Below are 16,894 nucleotides of genomic sequence, written 5' to 3'. Positions count from 1 at the left end.
CGCTTACGCCGCGTTCTTCTTGCGCATGCGGTCGATCAACTGGTCTTCCCAATAGGACAGACTGCCGAGCCCCAGCGCCATCGCGTTGGCGCGGCGGTAGTACATGTGGCAGTCGAACTCCCAGGTGAATCCCATGCCGCCATGAACCTGGATGTTGTTCTTGGCGCAGTGCTGGAACGCCTGCGTCGCGCTGATGCGCGCGGCGGCGGCGGCTTCCGGCAATTCGGCGGCGTTGGTCGAGAGCGCCCAGGCGCCGTAATAGCTGTTGGAGCGCGCCAGCGTCGCGGAGACGTACATGTCGGCGAGCATGTGCTTGACCGCCTGGAACGAGCCGATCTGGCGGCCGAAGGCGATGCGGTCGAGCGCGTAGTCGCGGCCCATCTCCAGCGCGCGGTCGGCGCCGCCGACCTGCTCGAACGCGCACAGCACCGCGGCGCGGTCGAGCACCTGGGTCAGAATACTCCAGCCTTCGCCGGCCGCGCCGAGCGGCTCGGCTTTCGCGTCCTTGAAGGTGATCTCGGCCTGCCCGCGAGTCGGATCGAGATTGGTGAGGCTCTTCACCTCGACGCCACCAGCCTTGAAGTCGACCAGGAACAGCGAGATATCGCCGTCGCGTCCGCTCGATCCCGTGCGCGCGGCCACCACCGCAAAGTCGGCGATCGCGCCGTCTGCGACTGGCTTCTTGACGCCATTGAGCACGCCGTTCGCAGCCGTGAGCTTGACATTTTTCGGCGCCGGATTGCCCTTGCCCTCGAACAGCGCCAGCGTGCCGATCGCTTCACCGGAAGCAATCGCGGGCAGCCACTTCTTCTTCTGCGCATCGCTGCCCGCGATCAGCAACGCTTCGGCGGCGAGATAAACCGTCGAGGAAAACGGCACCGGTGCATTGGCCCGACCCATCTCTTCTGCGATCACGCAAAGCTCGAGGTGACCGGCACCCGCACCGCCGAACTCTTCCGGGATTGCGACGCCGAGAAAACCCATCTCGGCGAGGCCCTTCCACAGTTCCTTGTCGTAAGGCGCTTTGCCGTCAAGCACGACGCGCACCGCCTTGGGCGAGCATTTTTCGGCGAGGAATTTGCGCGCCTGATCGCGGAGCTGCTTCTGGTCGTCGGAGAAATCGAAGTTCATGGCGGCCTCTTATTCGTTGTCAATCATTTGGTGCCGTCATTCCGGGATGGCCCGAAGGGCCAGGCCCGGAATCCATAACCCCGACTGGTGGTTATGGATTCCGGGCTCGCGACTTCGTCGCGCCCCGGAATGACGAGGTGAAAGACTTGCGCACTCATCGCAGCACGATCACATCCTGATCCGGTCTGTCGGCATAGAGCCGCTCCACCAGCGCGGCGCGGCGCTCGAGGCCGGCGCGCTGGTTGATGTAGCCCTTGTCGGTGAGCTCGTTGCCGTCGATCGATGGCGGCTCGGCCATCAGCATGGCCCGGGCGATGATACGGCTGCTGGCGCCTTCGCACTCCTTGTTGTGCGTTTCCAGCCCGCGCCTGAAGCAGGCGATCACCTCGGGGTGCTTCACCGCGTCCTCGAAGCTCAGATCGGGCTTGCCGACGAACTGGCGGCAGGCGTGCAGGTTCGGCCAGGCCAGGAGCCCGATGAAGGCACGATCCTGCCCGGCCACGAGTGCGTCATGCACGACGGGCGTTGCGGCCGCGATCGCATCGGTCCGGAGCGAACCGACATGCACGAAGGTGCCGGTGGTGAGTTTGAAGTCTTCCACCACGCGGCCAGCAAAGATGATTCCCTTCACCGGATCGGCATCGTCGACGAAGATGCCGGCATCGCCGATGCAGTAGAAGCCCTCCTCATCGAACATCTTTCTGGTCAAATCAGGCTGGCCAAAGTAGCCGGGCGTGACGTTGACGCCGCGCAGGCGCAGCTCATATTTCGAGCCGCACGGCACCATCTTCAGCTCGACGCCGGGGAACGGCAGGCCGATCAGGCCGACGCGCTCGGTGTCCCAATAGGTGCCGGTCGAGGTCGGTGCGGTCTCGGTCGAGCCCCAGCCGGTATAGAACACGATGCGCTCGCCGGTGGTCTTCACCGCGAGCGCCTGCATGCGGTCGTAGAGATCGTCGGGCAGCCGCGCGCCGCCATACGCCATGATCGACAGGTTCTTGAAGAAGGAGCGGCACAGCGCGTCGTCCTTCTCCATCGCGGCCGCGAGCGCAGCGTAGCCGGCCGGCACGTTGGCGTAATAGGTCGGCGAGATCTCGCGGAGGTTCTTGATCGTCTCCTCGAGCTGACCCGGCATCGGGCGGCCATCATCGATATAGAGCGTGCCGCCGTCGATCAGCACCGGATGGAACGCAGCATTGCCGCCCATGGTGTGATTCCACGGCATCCAATCGAGCACCACCGGCAGCGGGCCGCCGGGAATGCGCGGCCGCACCTGCATCATCATCGCCGCATTGGCGCACATCATGCGCTGCGTGTTGATGACGGCCTTCGGCATGCCGGTCGATCCCGACGTGAACAACAGCTTGCCGACGGTGTCGGGCGTGATCTTTGCGATCGACGCATCGACATCGGCAGTTACGGGCGTTGCGGCCAATTCAGCGAAGCTGACGCTCTTGATGCCGTCGCAAGGCCGCAGGACATGGACCACGGTGACGCCGGTGAGATCGAGTGCCTTTAAGGCCTTCTCGAAGGTCGGGCCATCCTGCACCATCACCACGGCCGGCTTGATCAGGTCGAACAGGTACTTCAGCTTGACGTGATCGTGACTCATCAGCGAATAGGCTGGCGACACCGGCGCCGCCGGGGAGCGCGCCTGCATCGCCGCCTGCGTCATCAGCGCGTGCTCGATCGAATTGCCGGAGAGGATGGTCACCGGGCGTCCGTCGAGCTTGAGATTGAGCAGCGCCTGCGTCAGCGCATCGACGGTGCGCTTGGCTTCGCCATAGGACACCTTGCGCCATTCGCGGTTGGGACCGCCACGCTGCGCGAGCCAGATGCGCTCGGGCGCTTCCTTGGCCCATTTCGCCAGCGACGCCGGAAGATGCTTTTCGTAAGCCTGCAGCGGAATGCGCGACTTCAGCACCACCGTGCCGTCAGCGCGGCGCTCGACATCGATGTCGCGCGCCAGCCACTCGACCTTGCGAAAGGCGGGTTTCGTCATCACCGCCGCCGCGCTTCCACTCATTTTGCGTCTCCCGGAATTATTGTCCTTTGCGGATCTTCGTTGTTCAGCGCTTGATATAGACAGGCTTTCGCTTCTCAAGGAAGGCCCTGATGCCTTCCGAAAACTCTTCCGAACGGCTGCACAGCACCTGGTTGCGATCCTCCATCGCGATGACCGCTTCCAGCGATCCCGCATCGACGCTCATGTTGAGACATTCCTTCGACAGGCGCAGGCCCACGGGCGAGGCCGCCATCATCGCGTCGATATAAGGCTCGGCCGCCGCATCGAGCTTGTCTTCATCCACGACCTCGGACACGAGCCCGACCGCGAGCGCGCGCTCGGCGCCGATGAAGCGCCCGGTGAGGATCAGCTCGGATGCCACGGAAACACCGACGAGCCGCGGCAGAAAATAACTGGTGCCGATGTCGCAGCCGCCAAGGCCGAGCTTGATGAAGGCGCAGTTCATCCGCGCCGATTTCGTCGCGATGCGAATGTCGGAGGCCAGCGCCAGCGCAAAGCCGCCGCCGGCCGCCGCGCCCTGCACCAGCGCCAGGATCGGCTGCGGACAGCGCCGCATCAGCATCACGATGTCGGCGATGCGGCGCTGCGAATCCAGCGACTCCGTGACGCCGGGCGGCTCCTGCTGCCCGGCCCGGCGGACCATCGCCGCCTTGAGGTCCAGGCCTGCGCAGAAATTCTTGCCGGCGCCGCGCAGAACGACGATGCGCGTGTCGCGGTTTCGCTGCAGGCCCTGGAAATAGACGTTGAGCGCATCGATCAGCGCGGGATCGAGCGCGTTGAGGCTGTCGGGACGATTGAGCGTCACCCGGTCGACGCCGTCGTCATGCTCGATCAGCAGCGGTTGGGACATGGGAGCCTCGTGCTAGCCGCGGGTCGCGGCGCCGATTGCTGCGCCCTCTCCCTTGTGGGAGAATGCATGTGCATCGCTAGCCACATACTCGCTTGGGTGAGGGGGTCTGTCGCCGCAGACGAGATTGCGGATAAAGACCCCTCATCCGGCGCTTCGCGCCACCTTCTCCCACAAGGGGAGAAGGAAGAAGAGCACCGCCTACCGCGGAGCCATGCGGATCGCGCCGTCGAGACGGATGGTCTCGCCGTTGAGCATGGCGTTCTCGACAATGTGCACCGCGAGCGCGCCGTATTCCTTGGCATCGCCGAGGCGCGAGGGATGCGGCACCTGGGCGCCGAGGCTCTTGCGGGCTTCCTCGTTCAGGCCCATCAGCAGCGGCGTGAAGAACAGGCCGGGTGCGATGGTGTTGACGCGGATCTTCTGGCTCGCGAGGTCGCGCGCGGCCGGCAGGGTCAGGCCGACGACGCCGCCCTTGGAGGCCGAATAAGCGATCTGGCCGATCTGACCTTCGTAAGCGGCCACCGACGCGGTGTTGATGATGACGCCGCGCTCTTCACCGACGGGCTCGATCGTGACCAGGCGTTCGGCGAACAGACGCAGGCAGTTGAAGGTGCCGATCAGATTGACGTTGATGATGCGCGCGAACTTTTCGAGCGGATAGACGCCGTCGCGGCCGACGATGCGCTGCGAGCCGCCGATGCCGGCGCAGTTCATCAGCACGCGGGCAACGCCATGCGCCGCTTCTGCTTTCGCAATCGCGGCCTTGATCTGCTCCTCGGAGGTGACGTCGGCATGAAGCGCGATGCCCTTCACTTCGGCGGCGACCTTCTCGGCATTCTCCTTGTTCTGGTCGATTACGCCGATCTTGGCGCCCTTGGCCGCCATGGCGCGCGCGGTCGCCTCGCCAAGACCCGAACCACCGCCGGTGATGAGAACGGCTACGTCTTTCAATTCCATCGCTTCAACCTTTCCTTGGACGTTTCTTCTCTAGACTTGAGAGTTGGCCGGATTATCCGGCGGCGGCAGCTTCCCCGACTTGCGTGAGGATGCCGCCGCAGATCAGCGTTTCCATGTGCTTGATGTATTGCCGGCAGACGTCGTCGGTGACCGGGCCGACGCCGGTCGCGCGAGACATCGCGTGCCGGCCGAAGAACAGATGATCGCAGGCGCCGATCAGGCTGGTGTAGAACAGCACCGGATCGGTCTGGCGGAATTCGCCGCGGCTGACGCCCTCAGCGAGCAGGCGGCGGTGGAAGTCGAGCAACGGCGCGACGAAGAATTTTGAGACCTCGTCTGCGGAGCCGGCGACGCTTTCGTGCAGCAGATAATGGATCAGCCGGTTCATGTAAGGAAACCGGTGATAGGCGCGGATAATGCCGGCGATGTGCAGCTTCAGCTTCGCCGTCGAGCTGATCGGCTGCGCCAGCAGGTATTCGAGATTGGACATCTCCGTCGCAGCATCCCGCGCGAGCAGCGCCAGCAGCAGGCCGTCCTTGTTGCCGAAGTGATATTTGACCAGCGCGGCGTTGGCGCCCGACTTCTGGGCGATGTCGGAGAGCGAGATCTCGATCGAGGAGCGTTCGATCATCAGCTCGCTGGCGGCCACGAGCAATTTCTCTGCCGTGGAATTTTTCCCGCTTGGGAGCCTGTTCGGTACGCTGGTAGCCACGGAGATCCCTGTTTGGCGCTGGAAGCGGGCGCAGATAAGCGCAAGCAGCGCCTCATCACAAGGGTTAATTGATCGATTGACTAAATGATATCCCACCCCTTAAAACCCGACAAACCCAATTCAGAACAATCATGGGAGAGACCGAAATGGCCGAGGCTTACATCGTCGCCGCTGCGCGTACCGCCGGCGGGCGCAAGGGGGGCCGCCTCGCCGGCTGGCATCCGGCCGATCTCGCCGCAAAAGTGCTGGATGAGCTGGTCGATCGCACCAAGGTCGATCCCGCGCTGGTCGAGGACGTGATCATGGGCTGCGTGATGCAGGTCGGTGAGCAGTCCAACAACGTCGCGCGCAATGCGATCATGGCCTCGAAGCTGCCGGAGAGCGTGCCCGGCACCTCGATCGACCGCCAGTGCGGCTCCTCGCAGCAGGCGTTGCACTTTGCGGCGCAAGCCGTGATGTCCGGCACCATGGACGTGGTGATCGCGGCCGGCGTGGAATCGATGACGCGCGTGCCGATGGGCCTCTCGTCGCAGCTCCCGGCCAAGAACGGCTTTGGCAATTACAAGAGCCCCGGCATCGAGGCAAAATATCCGAACATCGTGTTCAGCCAGTTCACTGGCGCCGAGATGATGGCCGAGAAGTACGGCCTGTCGAAGGATGATCTCGACGAATACTCATTCCAGAGCCATCAGCGCGCGATCGCGGCGACGCAAGCCGGTCACTTCAAGAAGGAGATTGTGCCGCTCGAGATCACCCGCGCGGACGGCAGCAAGGACACCCATCACATCGACGAAGGCATCCGCTTCGACGCCACGCTCGACGGCATCAAGGGCGTCAAGCTGATCGCCGAGAACGGCAAGCTCACCGCCGCCAGCGCCAGCCAGATCTGCGACGGCGCCTCCGGCGTCATGGTGGTCAACGAGCGCGGTCTCAAGCAGCTCGGCCTGACGCCGTTGGCGCGCATCCACCACATGACCATGACCGGTGGCGATCCCGTCATCATGCTGGACGCGCCGCTGCACGCCACCAAGAAGGCGCTGGAAAAGGCCGGCATGACGATCGACGACATCGACCTGTTCGAGGTCAACGAGGCCTTCGCCTCGGTGCCGACCGGCTGGCTGAAGACCACCGGCGCCGATCCGGCACGCCTCAACGTCAATGGCGGCGCCATCGCGCTCGGTCATCCCCTCGGCGGCTCCGGCACCAAGCTGATGACGACGCTGGTTCACGCCCTGCATCAGCGCGGCAAGCGCTATGGCTTGCAGACCATGTGCGAAGGCGGCGGCATGGCCAACGTGACGATCGTGGAGCGGCTGTAAAAAGCAAAGGCGAATAGTGAATGGCGAGTAGCGAACGGTGAAACAAGCGAAGAGCAATTTTCCCCTTCTTCCTATTCGCCACTCGCTACTCGCCATTCGCGTTTTGAGAAATCGCCATGACCCATCCCTCCATCCACGCCCGCGCCACGCCCGACAAGATCGCCTACCGGATGGCGGGGACCGGCAAGGCCATCACCTATCGCGAGCTCGACGAACTCTCGAACCAGGGCGCAAACCTGTTCCGCTCGCTGGGCCTCAAGGCCGGCGACCACATCGCGCTGCTGATGGAAAACCGCCTCGCTTTCATGGAGATCTGCTGGGCGGCGCAACGGAGCGGCCTCTATTACACCGCGATCAGCCGCTATCTGAAGCAGGACGAAATCGACTACATCGTCAGGGATTGCGGCGCCAAGGTCGTGATCACCACGCCGAACTGCGCCGATCAGATCAAGGGGCTGATCAAGGGCAACGCGGGCGAGCCGATCTTCTACATGATGGATGAGCCCCTGCCCGGTTTCCGTTCCTACGACAAGGAAGCATCCGCGCAACCGACAACGCCGATCGCCGATGAGATCGCCGGCTACGACATGCTGTATTCGTCCGGCACCACCGGCCGGCCCAAGGGCGTCAAGAAAGCCTTCGAGGGCAAGAGCATCGATGCGCCGAACCCGCTTCTGAAGGTGCTCTGCGCCGACATGTGCGGCATGAACGACCAGAGCATCTATCTCTCGCCGGCGCCGCTCTATCACGCAGCTCCGCTGCGCTTCAACATGATGGCGACCGTGCTCGGCGGCACCTCCATCATCATGGAGCATTTTGACGCCGAGGAGTTTTTGAAGCTCGTCGAAAAATACAAGGTCACGCAATCCCAGCTCGTGCCGACGATGTTCGTGCGCATGCTGAAGCTGCCGGACGAGGTCCGCGCGAGGTACAACGTCTCGACGCTGAAGGGCGCGATCCACGCCGCCGCGCCCTGCCCGGTCGACGTCAAGGCCAAGATGATCGAATGGTGGGGCCCGATCCTGATCGAGTACTATGCGGGATCGGAAGGCAACGGCGTCACCGTCTGCAACTCGCAGCAATGGCTGGAGCATCGCGGCAGCGTCGGCCGCGCCGTGGTCGGCAAGATCAAGATTCTGGATGAGAACGACGAGGAGCAACCGGTCGGCGAAATCGGCACGGTCTATTTCGCCGACGCTCCCGCGTTCACCTATCACAACGACCCCGAGAAGACGAAGAAGGCCTACAACGCCAAGGGCTGGTCGACGCTCGGCGACGTCGGCTATCTCGACAAGGACGGCTTTCTGTTCCTCACCGACCGCAAGTCCTACTTGATCATCTCGGGCGGGGTGAACATCTACCCGCAGGAGACCGAGGACGTTCTCATCACCCATCCCGAGATCGCCGACGTCGCGGTGTTCGGCGTGCCGAACGAGGAGATGGGTGAAGAGGTCAAGGCGGTGGTGCAGCCGCACGACCTGACGCGCGCGGGGAAGGCGTTCGAGGCCGACCTGATCGCGTATTGCAAGTCGCGTCTTTCAGCCATCAAGTGCCCGCGCTCGATCGACTTCGAAGCCGAGCTGCCGCGTACGCCGACGGGCAAGCTGGTGAAGCGGCATCTGCGCGACAAGTATTGGCCGAAGACGGCGGCCAAGATTTAGGTGGGATGCGTAGGGTGGGCAAAGGCGCGAGAGCGCTGTGCCCACGACCTGTCTCGACCACGAGGAATGCGTGGGCACGCTTCGCTTTGCCCACCCTACGACGCCGGCGCGAGCCGCTTCAATCAAACAGGCTCGGCGTGTGGTTCACCAGCGCGCCTTCGATCTCCAGCATCTTCAGCTTGGTCACCACGCCGCCGTTCGCCGAGAAGCCGCCGGGCTTGTTGCCGGCCGCCAGCACGCGATGGCAGGGCACGACGATCGGGCACGGGTTGCGGCCGAGCGCCTGGCCGACGTCGCGCGACAGCTGGACGCCGCCGAGCTGTTTGGCGATGTCGCCATAGGTGACGGTCTTGCCCGGCGGAATGGCGCGGGCGATCTCGTAGACGCCGCGATTGAATTCGGGCACGCCGTCGAGATCGAGTTCGATATCGGCGAGGTCGTCGGGCTCGCCCGCGAGCAGTCTTGTCATGCGGTCGATCGCCGCTTGCACTTCGGCGGTCGGCTCGGCTTCGGTGGCATCGGCGTGGCGCTGGCTGATGCGGGTGCGGATCTTCTGCTCGCCGCCCATCGGCAGCTGCGTGCCGTTGATGCCGTGCGGGCCCCACGCGATGGCGCAGAGGCCGATTTTCGTGTCGAACAGGGCGAAATGCTGGTCGGTCATTGTCTGGTTCCTGGATGCGTGTTCGTCGCATGCCCCAATGTGATTGGTCCTCAAATCTAGGCTTGGAAATAGTTGCGATCCACCCGGTTTCCGGGAATCTTGCACAGGAGTTCCGCCCCCTTCCGAGAGCCTCGAATGCAAAGCCTCCGCGTCAACGGATACGACATGCCCTATCTCGACGTGGGCGAGGACAGAGGCCGGCCGCCACTGGTCTGCGTGCACGGCTCGCTCTCCGACTTCCGCGTCTGGGGCTGCGTGCTCGGCCCGCTGACGCAGCGGCACCGGATGATCGTCCCGAGCCTCCGGCATTTCTTCCCGGCGAAATGGGACGGTGTCGGCGGCACCTATTCGATCGCCCAGCATGTCCAAGACGTCATTGCCTTCATCGAGAAGCTCGATCTCGGGCCGGTCGATCTGATGGGCCATTCGCGCGGCGGGCACATCTGCTTCCGCGTGGCGCAGCAGCGGCCGGATCTGCTGCGCCGGCTGGTGCTGGCCGAACCCGGCGGCGAGCTCGATGCGAGCCTTGATCCTGACTATACCGGCGGTCCCTCGCCGCTGCTGGCGCGGTTCATGGCCTCGGCCGAGAAGATCGCCGCCGGCGATATCGATGGCGGCCTTGCCGTGTTCGTCGACACGCTGGAGGGCGCCGGCACCTGGCCGCGGCTGCCGGCGATGGTGAAGCAGAACCTGCGCGACAATGCCACCACGCTGATCGGCCAGGTTCGCGACAACCGGCCGCCGTTCTCCAAGGCCGATGCTGAATCGATCAAGATGCCGACGTTGTTCATCCTGGGCGCGCGGACCAAGGGGCTGCTGCCGAAGGTGCTGCACGCGCTGGCCGCGCATGTGCCCTATTCCAAGACGGCGATCATCCCGAACGCGACGCATCCGATGTTCGAGCAGGCGCCGCAGAAATATTCCGAAGTGGTTCTGGACTTTCTGGCGAGCTGATCATGCAGAGCTTTCGCGTCAACGGCTACGACATGGCCTATCTCGAGGTCGGCGAGGGCCGTCCGTTGGTCTGCGTGCACGGCACGCTCGGCGATTTCCGCACCTGGTATTCGGTGCTCGGCCCGCTGTCGAAGCGCCATCGGGTGATCGCGGTCAGCCTGCGGCATTTCTTCCCCGAGCATTGGGAGGCCGTCGGCGACGATTACAAGATGGCGCAGCACGTCGCCGACACGATCGCCTTCATTGCGCAGGTCCAGCCCGGACCGGTCGATCTGATGGGCCATTCGCGCGGCGGCCACATTGCGTTTCGCGTCGCGCAGGCGCGTCCGGATCTGGTGCGCAAGCTGGTGCTGGCCGAGCCGGGCGGCGATCTCGATGCCAGCCTGCCGGTGCCTGAAGGCACGCCTGCGCATCCCTCGCTCGCCGCACGCACGGCGCGCTCCGTCGAGATGATCCGCGCCGGCGATAGCGAGGGCGCGCTGCAGAATTTTTACGAAGGCATTGAGGGCGACGGTTCGTGGCGGCGTGTGCCGGCAGCCGCAAAACAGCAGCTGCGCGACAACGCGCTGACCTTCCTTGGCCAGGTCAACGAGCAGCGGCGGCCCTATACGCTCAGCGATACGCAGGCAATCAGGACGCCGACATTGCTGATCGGCGGTGGTGCCACCACCGGCAGCCTGTCGGTGATGTGGCGGGTCCTGGCGGAGCACATCGCCGGCAGCAGGACGGCCGTGATCGAGAATGCGGGGCACTGGATGTTCGAACAGGCGCCGCTGGAATTTGGCGAGGTGGTGAGCGGGTTTTTGGCGGAGTAGCGGGGGCCCTTCACTTTTGCGAAAACAACCCCATGCACAGTAGAACGGCTCAATAAAATCAAAGGCTTATCGGCCGGAACGACAAATTTGACGTCCTGCCCCTCTTGCTATAGTTTCGAATACGGAATTCCGTATTCCTTTTCGGAGCTATAGGCGTGATTCCGCTCGACCCGCTGCCGAACCTGATCGACCAGGTCTATGCCCGGATCCTCGAGGCGATCGCCGATCGCACGCTTCAGCCCGGCCAGCGCATCCGGCAGAACGAGCTCGCCGACAAGCTCGGCGTGTCGCGGCAGCCGGTGTCGCATGCGCTGCATCTCTTGCACCGGCAGGGCCTCGTCGCCGAGAGCGGCAAGCGCGGCTTTGCCGTCACCCAGCTCGATCCCTCCCGCATCCGCCAACTCTACGAGGTGCGCGGCGCCATCGATGCACTCGCCGCGCGGCTTGCCGCCATGCGCGCCGCCAGCGATGCAGCGGGACGGGCGCGGCTGGATGCGGCGCTCGCGGCCGGACGCAGCATCGATCGCAACACATCGCTGGCCGAGCTGATCGCGCTCGACGTCGATTTTCATCGCGCCATCTATCAGCTCGCCGGCAATCCGGTGATTGAGGAAACGATCACGCCGCAATGGCCGCATATGCGGCGATCGATGGCGACGGTGCTCTCGGAGCTGGATTATCGCGGCAGCGCCTGGTCAGAGCATGCCGATATCGCAAAACACATTCTCGCGGGCGATGCGACGGCGGCCGAACGCGCCGCGCTGGCGCATGCGCAGACGGCGGGGCGGATGACCGAGGAGAGATTGAGGGCGACGGACGAGGCCGCGTAGCTGACCAATGATGCCGTCGTCATGGCCGGGCTTGACCCGGCCATCCACGTCTTCGCTCCACGGTGAAGAAAGAACGTGGATGCCCGGGACAAGCCCGGGCATGACGAGAGGACAAACAAAATAACCAAGGAGAACGACCCATGAAATTGTCTCAGGAGCAATTGGAGTTCTTCCACCGCGAGGGCTGGCTGTTCCTGCCCGAACTGTTCAGCCAGGAGGAGGTTGATCTGCTCGCGCGCGAGGCGGTCGGCATTTATGACGCCAACCGCCCCGAGGTCTGGCGCGAGAAGAGCGGCGCGCCGCGCACGGCGTTTGCCGCGCATCTCTACAACGAGGCCTTTGGCATTCTCGGCGCGCATCCGCGCATGATCGAGCCGGTCGAGCAATTGTTCGGCGAGCCGGTTTACATGCACCAGTTCAAGATCAACGCGAAATCGGCCTTCACCGGCGACGTCTGGCAATGGCACCAGGATTACGGCACCTGGAAGCGCGACGACGGCATGCCGGAGCCGCGCGCGATGAACATCGCGATCTTCCTCGACGAGGTGATGCCGATCAACGGCCCCCTGATGCTGGTGCCGCGCAGCCAGAACGCCGGCGACCTCCAGGCCTCGCATGACCTTTCGACAACGTCCTATCCGCTGTGGACGCTGGACGAGGACACGGTGACGCGGCTCGTCGAGCAGGGCGGCATCGTCGCTCCGACCGGCAAGCCCGGCGGCATGCTGATGTTCCACGGTAATCTGGTGCACGGCTCGGCCGGCAACATCACGCCCTATCCGCGCAAGATCGTGTATCTGACGCTGAACGCGGTCTCGAACTACATCCGAAAACCGACGCGGCCGGAGTATATCGCACACCGCGATTTCGCGCCGATCAAGACGGTGGACGATGATGCCCTGGTGCGGCTCGCGCGCGCGCCACGGCAGGCGGCGGAGTAAACAGGTCTCGTGCCCCGGACGCAGCGCAGCGCGCAGCGGTGCGCTGCAGAGCCGGGGCCCGCCGCCACGGATTCCCTCACTCTGGGTCCCGGCTCTGCGGAGCAGCGTTACACGCTGCACCGCGTCCGGGACACGATCATTTCGCAGGACATTTCCCCCATGAACCTCTTCCGCCTCCTCCAGGCCCGCGCGGCCGCCGGCAAACCCGTTCGCGTCGCGTTGATCGGCGCGGGCAAATTCGGCTCGATGTTTCTGGCGCAGGTGCCGCACACGCCGGGACTGGAGGTGCCCATCATCGTCGACATCGACCGCGACCGCGCACGCGAGGCCTGCCGCACGGTCGGCTGGAGCGCCGAACTCATCGCCAGAACCGTCTTCACCGATGACGGCGCACGCGCCATCGCCGGCGGCGCGATGGACGTGGTGGTCGAGGCGACCGGCAATCCCGCCGTCGGTATCAGGCATGCGCGTGCAGCGATTGCCGCGGGCAAGCATGTCGTGATGGTGAATGTCGAGGCCGACGTGCTGGCAGGGCCGCTGCTCGCCGAAGAGGCGCGCAAGGCGGGCGTGGTCTATTCGCTCGCTTATGGCGACCAGCCGGCGCTGACCGCGGAGATGGTGGATTGGGCCCGCGCCACCGGCTTTCGCGTCGTCGCTGCCGGCAAGGGCACAAAATATCTGCCGGCTTATCACGACGTGACGCCTGACGGTGTCTGGCAGCATTATGGGCTGACCGCGAGCGAAGCGCAGTCGGCCGGCATGAATCCGCAGATGTTCAACTCCTTCCTCGACGGCACCAAATCGGCGATCGAGATGGCCGCGATCGCCAACGCCTGCGGCCTCGACGTGCCCGCTGGCGGCCTGTTGTTTCCGCCCTGCGGCGTCGACGATCTCCCGCACATCATGCGGCCGCGATCGCGCGGCGGCGTGCTCGAACGGCCTGGCGTCGTCGAGGTCGTCTCCTCGCTCGAGCGCGACGGACGGCCGGTATTCCGCGACCTGCGCTGGGGTGTCTATGTCGTGCTGGAGGCGCCGAACGACTATGCCGCCGATTGCTTCAGGCAATATGGCCTGAAGACGGATTCCAGCGGACGCTTCGCAGCGATGTACAAGCCCTACCACCTGATCGGGCTGGAGCTGAACATCTCGATCCTGTCGGCCGCGCTGCGCGGCGAGCCGACCGGGCAGCCCCACGCTTTCCGCGGCGACGTCGCCGCCGTGGCCAAGCGAAACTTGCGTGCCGGCGAGATGCTGGACGGCGAAGGCGGCTACACCGTATGGGGCAAGCTGGTGCCGGCGGCTGCGAGCCTCAAGGCGGGCGCGCTGCCGATCGGCCTCGCCCATCGGCTCAAGCTGAAGCACGACGTCCCCCATGGCGAGATCGTGCGCTGGAGCGATGTCGAGTTCGACGCAAACAGCGAGACGATCAGGACGCGCAAGGCGATGGAGACAGCCTTCGCGAAGGAGGGGTAGCAAGGGAAAAGATCGGAGCCGCAGGCTCTTCGCCTCTCCTGCTTGCGGGAGAGGTCGCGCCGAAGGCGCGGGTGAGGGTTTTCTCCTCTGGGGAATCTTCGTTGTCGAGACGCCCTCTGCCCGACGCTCCCCGCAGGCGGGGGAGGGAGCGCACCGCCGTTGTTGCTCAATTGCGCAGCAGATCACCGACCCCCCCCGACTTTCGTCTGTCAGTGTTCGCACCCGCAAGGTCGGCATGAGGCTTGATTATCCCCGGCCATCCGGTCATCCTTGCTGACGGAACCGCAATGATCGGAATTCCAACAAAAAGAGCCCATCAGGGCCGTTCGGAAACGCCAACAAGCCTCGAACAAAACAACGTCGAGCCTCGACGAAGAAAAACGACAGCAAGATCGTCCCTGAAGTCGAAGCATCGGCATTACGGAGGGTACGCATGAAACGTCGTGATTTCCTGAAGGTGACCGGCGCAGGCCTCGCCGCGAGCACAGCCGTTGCTGCGCCTGCGATCGCGCAAGGCTCGCCGGAGATCAGATGGCGGCTCGCAACGAGCTGGCCGAAGTCGCTCGATACGCTCTATGGCGGCTGCGAATATTTCGCCAAGAAAGTCGCCGAGATCACCGACAACAAATTCCAGATCCAGCCGTTCGCGGCGGGCGAAATCGTCCCGGGTCTGCAGGTGCTGGATGCCGTGTCGAACGGCACCGTCGAGATCGGCAACACCGCGCTCTATTACTATTGGGGCAAGAATCCCGCTTTCACCTTTGCAACCGCCTTGCCGTTCGGATTGAACACGCGGCAGCAGATCTCATGGCTGCTCTGGGGCGGCGGGCAAGAGCTCGTGAACGACCTCCTCAAGGAGCACAATTGCTATGGCATTCCGACCGGCTCCACGGGCGCCCAGATGGGCGGCTGGTTCCGCAAGGAGATCAAATCGCTCGAGGACATCAAGGGCCTGAAATTCCGCATCGGCGGCTTCGCCGGCACGATCATGGCCAGGCTCGGCGCAGTGCCGCAGCAGATCGCCGGCGGCGACATCTATCCGGCGCTGGAAAAGGGCACGATCGATGCGGCCGAGTGGGTCGGCCCCTATGACGACGAGAAGCTCGGCTTCGTCAAGGTCGCGAAGTACTACTATTATCCGGGCTGGTGGGAAGGCACGAGCCAGGGCCACAACATCGTCAATCTCGACAAGTGGAATGCGCTGCCCAAGCACTACCAGGCAGCGATCGATTCCGCCTCGCGCGATACCTTCACCTGGATCACCGGCAAGTACGACGCATTGAACGCGCCGGCGCTGAAGCGGCTCCTGGTCGCGGGCGCGACGTTGAAGGCGTTTCCGCAGGAGGTGCTCGAAGCCTGCTACGCCGCCGCCAACGAGACCTATGCCGAACTGTCCAAGACCAACCCGCATTTCAGCAAGATGTATGCGAGCCTGACCGCCTATCGCGGCGAGGCCCTGCCCTGGTTCCAGGTGGCGGAGCTGAGCTTCGACAGCTTCATGATGCGGATGCGGACGAAGACGTGAGGCGATGACGGCTCAAGAGCCGAAAACGACGAAAGCCTCGGAGATGTCTCCGGGGCTTTTTGTTTTGGGGTGAAGCGCGCGATCGGGCGAATTCGCGAGCCGTTCGAAAGGTGTCATCGCCCGGCTTGACCGGGCGATCCAGTATTCCAGAGGCGGGCATTGGAGAGTTCGCTCTCGCTACATCCGCCACGGCGTACTGGATGCCCCGGTCAAGCCGGGGCATGACGGCGGTGGGTGTGGCTCTACACGGAGCCTTCGCAACTGCGAGCACTACGACAGCGCTTGATTATCGCGCGACGAGCGCCCATCCTCGGCGCCGGAGCGCAACGCACGGACTCCGCCAAGAGCCCTGAAGGGCCGTCAGACACATTCACATCGTCACACACCAACGTCGGTTATCGGCGAAGCCAAGACGACACGAAGATCGTTCCCTTAAGTCGAGCAATCGGCACAACGGAGGGATACGCATGAAACGTCGTGATTTCCTGAGAGTGACGGGCGCCGGCCTTGCGGCCAGCGCCGCGGTTGCCGCACCGGCCATCGCGCAATCGTCGCCGGAGCTGCGATGGCGGCTTGCGGCGAGCTGGCCCAAGGCGCTCGATACGCTCTATGGCGGCTGCGAATATTTCTGCAAGCGCGTGGCCGAGGCCACCGACAACAAATTCCAGATCCAGCCATTCGCATCCGGCGAGATCGTCCCGGGGCTGCAGGTGCTCGATGCCGTGTCGAACGGCACCGTCGAGATCGGCAACACGGCGCTGTATTATTATTGGGGCAAGAATCCCGCCTTCACGTTCGGCACCTCGCTGCCGTTCGGACTGAACACGCGCGCGCATATTTCCTGGCTGCTGTTCGGCGGCGGACAGGAGATGCTCAACGACCTGCTGAAGGAGTACAACACAGTCGGCATTCCGACCGGCTCGACCGGCGCGCAGATGGGCGGCTGGTTCCGGAAGGAGATCAAGTCGATGGAGGATTTCAAGGGATTGAAATTCCGCGTCGGCGGCTTTGCCGGCACGATCATCGCGAAAGTCGGCGG

15 protein-coding genes (1 of these 15 running past the window's edge) are annotated in these 16,894 nt (G+C 64.2%); 9 read left to right on the top strand and 6 right to left on the bottom strand.

The features are described 5' to 3' along the window. Window positions 1–3: 3 nt before the first annotated feature. From HYH08_RS34310 to HYH08_RS34290, 5 genes are all read right to left on the bottom strand, one after another. On the bottom strand, window positions 4–1,131 hold the full coding sequence (locus tag HYH08_RS34310; RefSeq protein ID WP_220014236.1) for an acyl-CoA dehydrogenase family protein: 1,128 nt from the start codon (window positions 1,129–1,131) through the stop codon (window positions 4–6). Window positions 1,132–1,285: 154 nt separating this feature from the next. Further along, window positions 1,286–3,157 carry an AMP-binding protein gene (locus HYH08_RS34305; protein WP_220014235.1) on the bottom strand — a complete coding sequence of 624 codons (1,872 nt, stop codon included), beginning with the start codon at window positions 3,155–3,157 and terminating at the stop codon, window positions 1,286–1,288. Between the two features lie 43 nt (window positions 3,158–3,200). Further along, window positions 3,201–4,007 (bottom strand): enoyl-CoA hydratase/isomerase family protein, encoded by an 807-nt coding sequence (locus tag HYH08_RS34300; RefSeq protein ID WP_220014234.1) that lies wholly within the window; start codon window positions 4,005–4,007, stop codon window positions 3,201–3,203. 198 nt (window positions 4,008–4,205) lie between these two features. Beyond that, complete coding sequence (locus HYH08_RS34295) at window positions 4,206–4,964, bottom strand: SDR family NAD(P)-dependent oxidoreductase (protein ID WP_128968562.1); 759 nt, start codon at window positions 4,962–4,964, stop codon at window positions 4,206–4,208. A 52-nt stretch (window positions 4,965–5,016) separates the two neighbouring features. Further along, the gene (locus HYH08_RS34290; RefSeq protein ID WP_220014233.1) at window positions 5,017–5,676 is read right to left on the bottom strand and encodes a TetR family transcriptional regulator; all 660 of its coding nucleotides are present in this window, start codon (window positions 5,674–5,676) and stop codon (window positions 5,017–5,019) included. 146 nt (window positions 5,677–5,822) lie between these two features. Between HYH08_RS34290 and HYH08_RS34285 the strand changes: the two genes are divergently transcribed. Beyond that, the gene (locus tag HYH08_RS34285; protein WP_220014232.1) at window positions 5,823–6,995 is read left to right on the top strand and encodes an acetyl-CoA C-acetyltransferase; all 1,173 of its coding nucleotides are present in this window, start codon (window positions 5,823–5,825) and stop codon (window positions 6,993–6,995) included. Window positions 6,996–7,111: 116 nt separating this feature from the next. Then, window positions 7,112–8,656, top strand: coding sequence for an acyl-CoA synthetase (locus tag HYH08_RS34280; RefSeq protein ID WP_220014231.1), 1,545 nt, complete (start codon window positions 7,112–7,114; stop codon window positions 8,654–8,656). A 118-nt stretch (window positions 8,657–8,774) separates the two neighbouring features. Here the strand turns inward: HYH08_RS34280 and HYH08_RS34275 are convergent, their stop codons facing one another. Continuing rightward, window positions 8,775–9,317 carry a methylated-DNA--[protein]-cysteine S-methyltransferase gene (locus tag HYH08_RS34275; RefSeq protein WP_220014230.1) on the bottom strand — a complete coding sequence of 181 codons (543 nt, stop codon included), beginning with the start codon at window positions 9,315–9,317 and terminating at the stop codon, window positions 8,775–8,777. Window positions 9,318–9,452: 135 nt separating this feature from the next. On the opposite strand from HYH08_RS34275, the gene HYH08_RS34270 reads away from it, so the two are divergent. The 7 genes from HYH08_RS34270 to HYH08_RS34240 form a co-directional block, all read left to right on the top strand. Continuing rightward, a complete protein-coding gene (locus tag HYH08_RS34270; protein ID WP_220014229.1) occupies window positions 9,453–10,271 on the top strand; it encodes an alpha/beta fold hydrolase in 819 nt (272 codons plus the stop codon). Window positions 10,272–10,273: 2 nt separating this feature from the next. Next, on the top strand, window positions 10,274–11,086 hold the full coding sequence (locus HYH08_RS34265) for an alpha/beta fold hydrolase (protein WP_220014228.1): 813 nt from the start codon (window positions 10,274–10,276) through the stop codon (window positions 11,084–11,086). A 155-nt stretch (window positions 11,087–11,241) separates the two neighbouring features. After that, window positions 11,242–11,916 (top strand): GntR family transcriptional regulator, encoded by a 675-nt coding sequence (locus tag HYH08_RS34260; RefSeq protein ID WP_220014227.1) that lies wholly within the window; start codon window positions 11,242–11,244, stop codon window positions 11,914–11,916. A 140-nt stretch (window positions 11,917–12,056) separates the two neighbouring features. Further along, window positions 12,057–12,857 carry a phytanoyl-CoA dioxygenase family protein gene (locus HYH08_RS34255; protein WP_220014226.1) on the top strand — a complete coding sequence of 267 codons (801 nt, stop codon included), beginning with the start codon at window positions 12,057–12,059 and terminating at the stop codon, window positions 12,855–12,857. Between the two features lie 159 nt (window positions 12,858–13,016). Next, window positions 13,017–14,330 carry an NAD(P)H-dependent oxidoreductase gene (locus tag HYH08_RS34250; RefSeq protein ID WP_220014225.1) on the top strand — a complete coding sequence of 438 codons (1,314 nt, stop codon included), beginning with the start codon at window positions 13,017–13,019 and terminating at the stop codon, window positions 14,328–14,330. Between the two features lie 433 nt (window positions 14,331–14,763). Continuing rightward, entirely contained in the window at window positions 14,764–15,855 is a 1,092-nt protein-coding gene (locus HYH08_RS34245) for a TRAP transporter substrate-binding protein (RefSeq protein ID WP_220014224.1), read from the top strand. Window positions 15,856–16,322: 467 nt separating this feature from the next. After that, window positions 16,323–16,894 carry the 5' portion of a TRAP transporter substrate-binding protein gene (locus HYH08_RS34240; protein ID WP_220014223.1) on the top strand. 520 nt of this gene lie beyond the right edge of the window, so 572 of the gene's 1,092 nt are visible here — the first part of the coding sequence; the start codon lies at window positions 16,323–16,325; its stop codon lies beyond the right edge, outside the window.

Source organism: Bradyrhizobium sp. BR 10289 (assembly GCF_019455385.1).
GTDB lineage: Bacteria > Pseudomonadota > Alphaproteobacteria > Rhizobiales > Xanthobacteraceae > Bradyrhizobium.
Note: the sequence above shows the minus strand (reverse complement) of the source record. Positions and strands in the feature narration are given on the sequence as shown.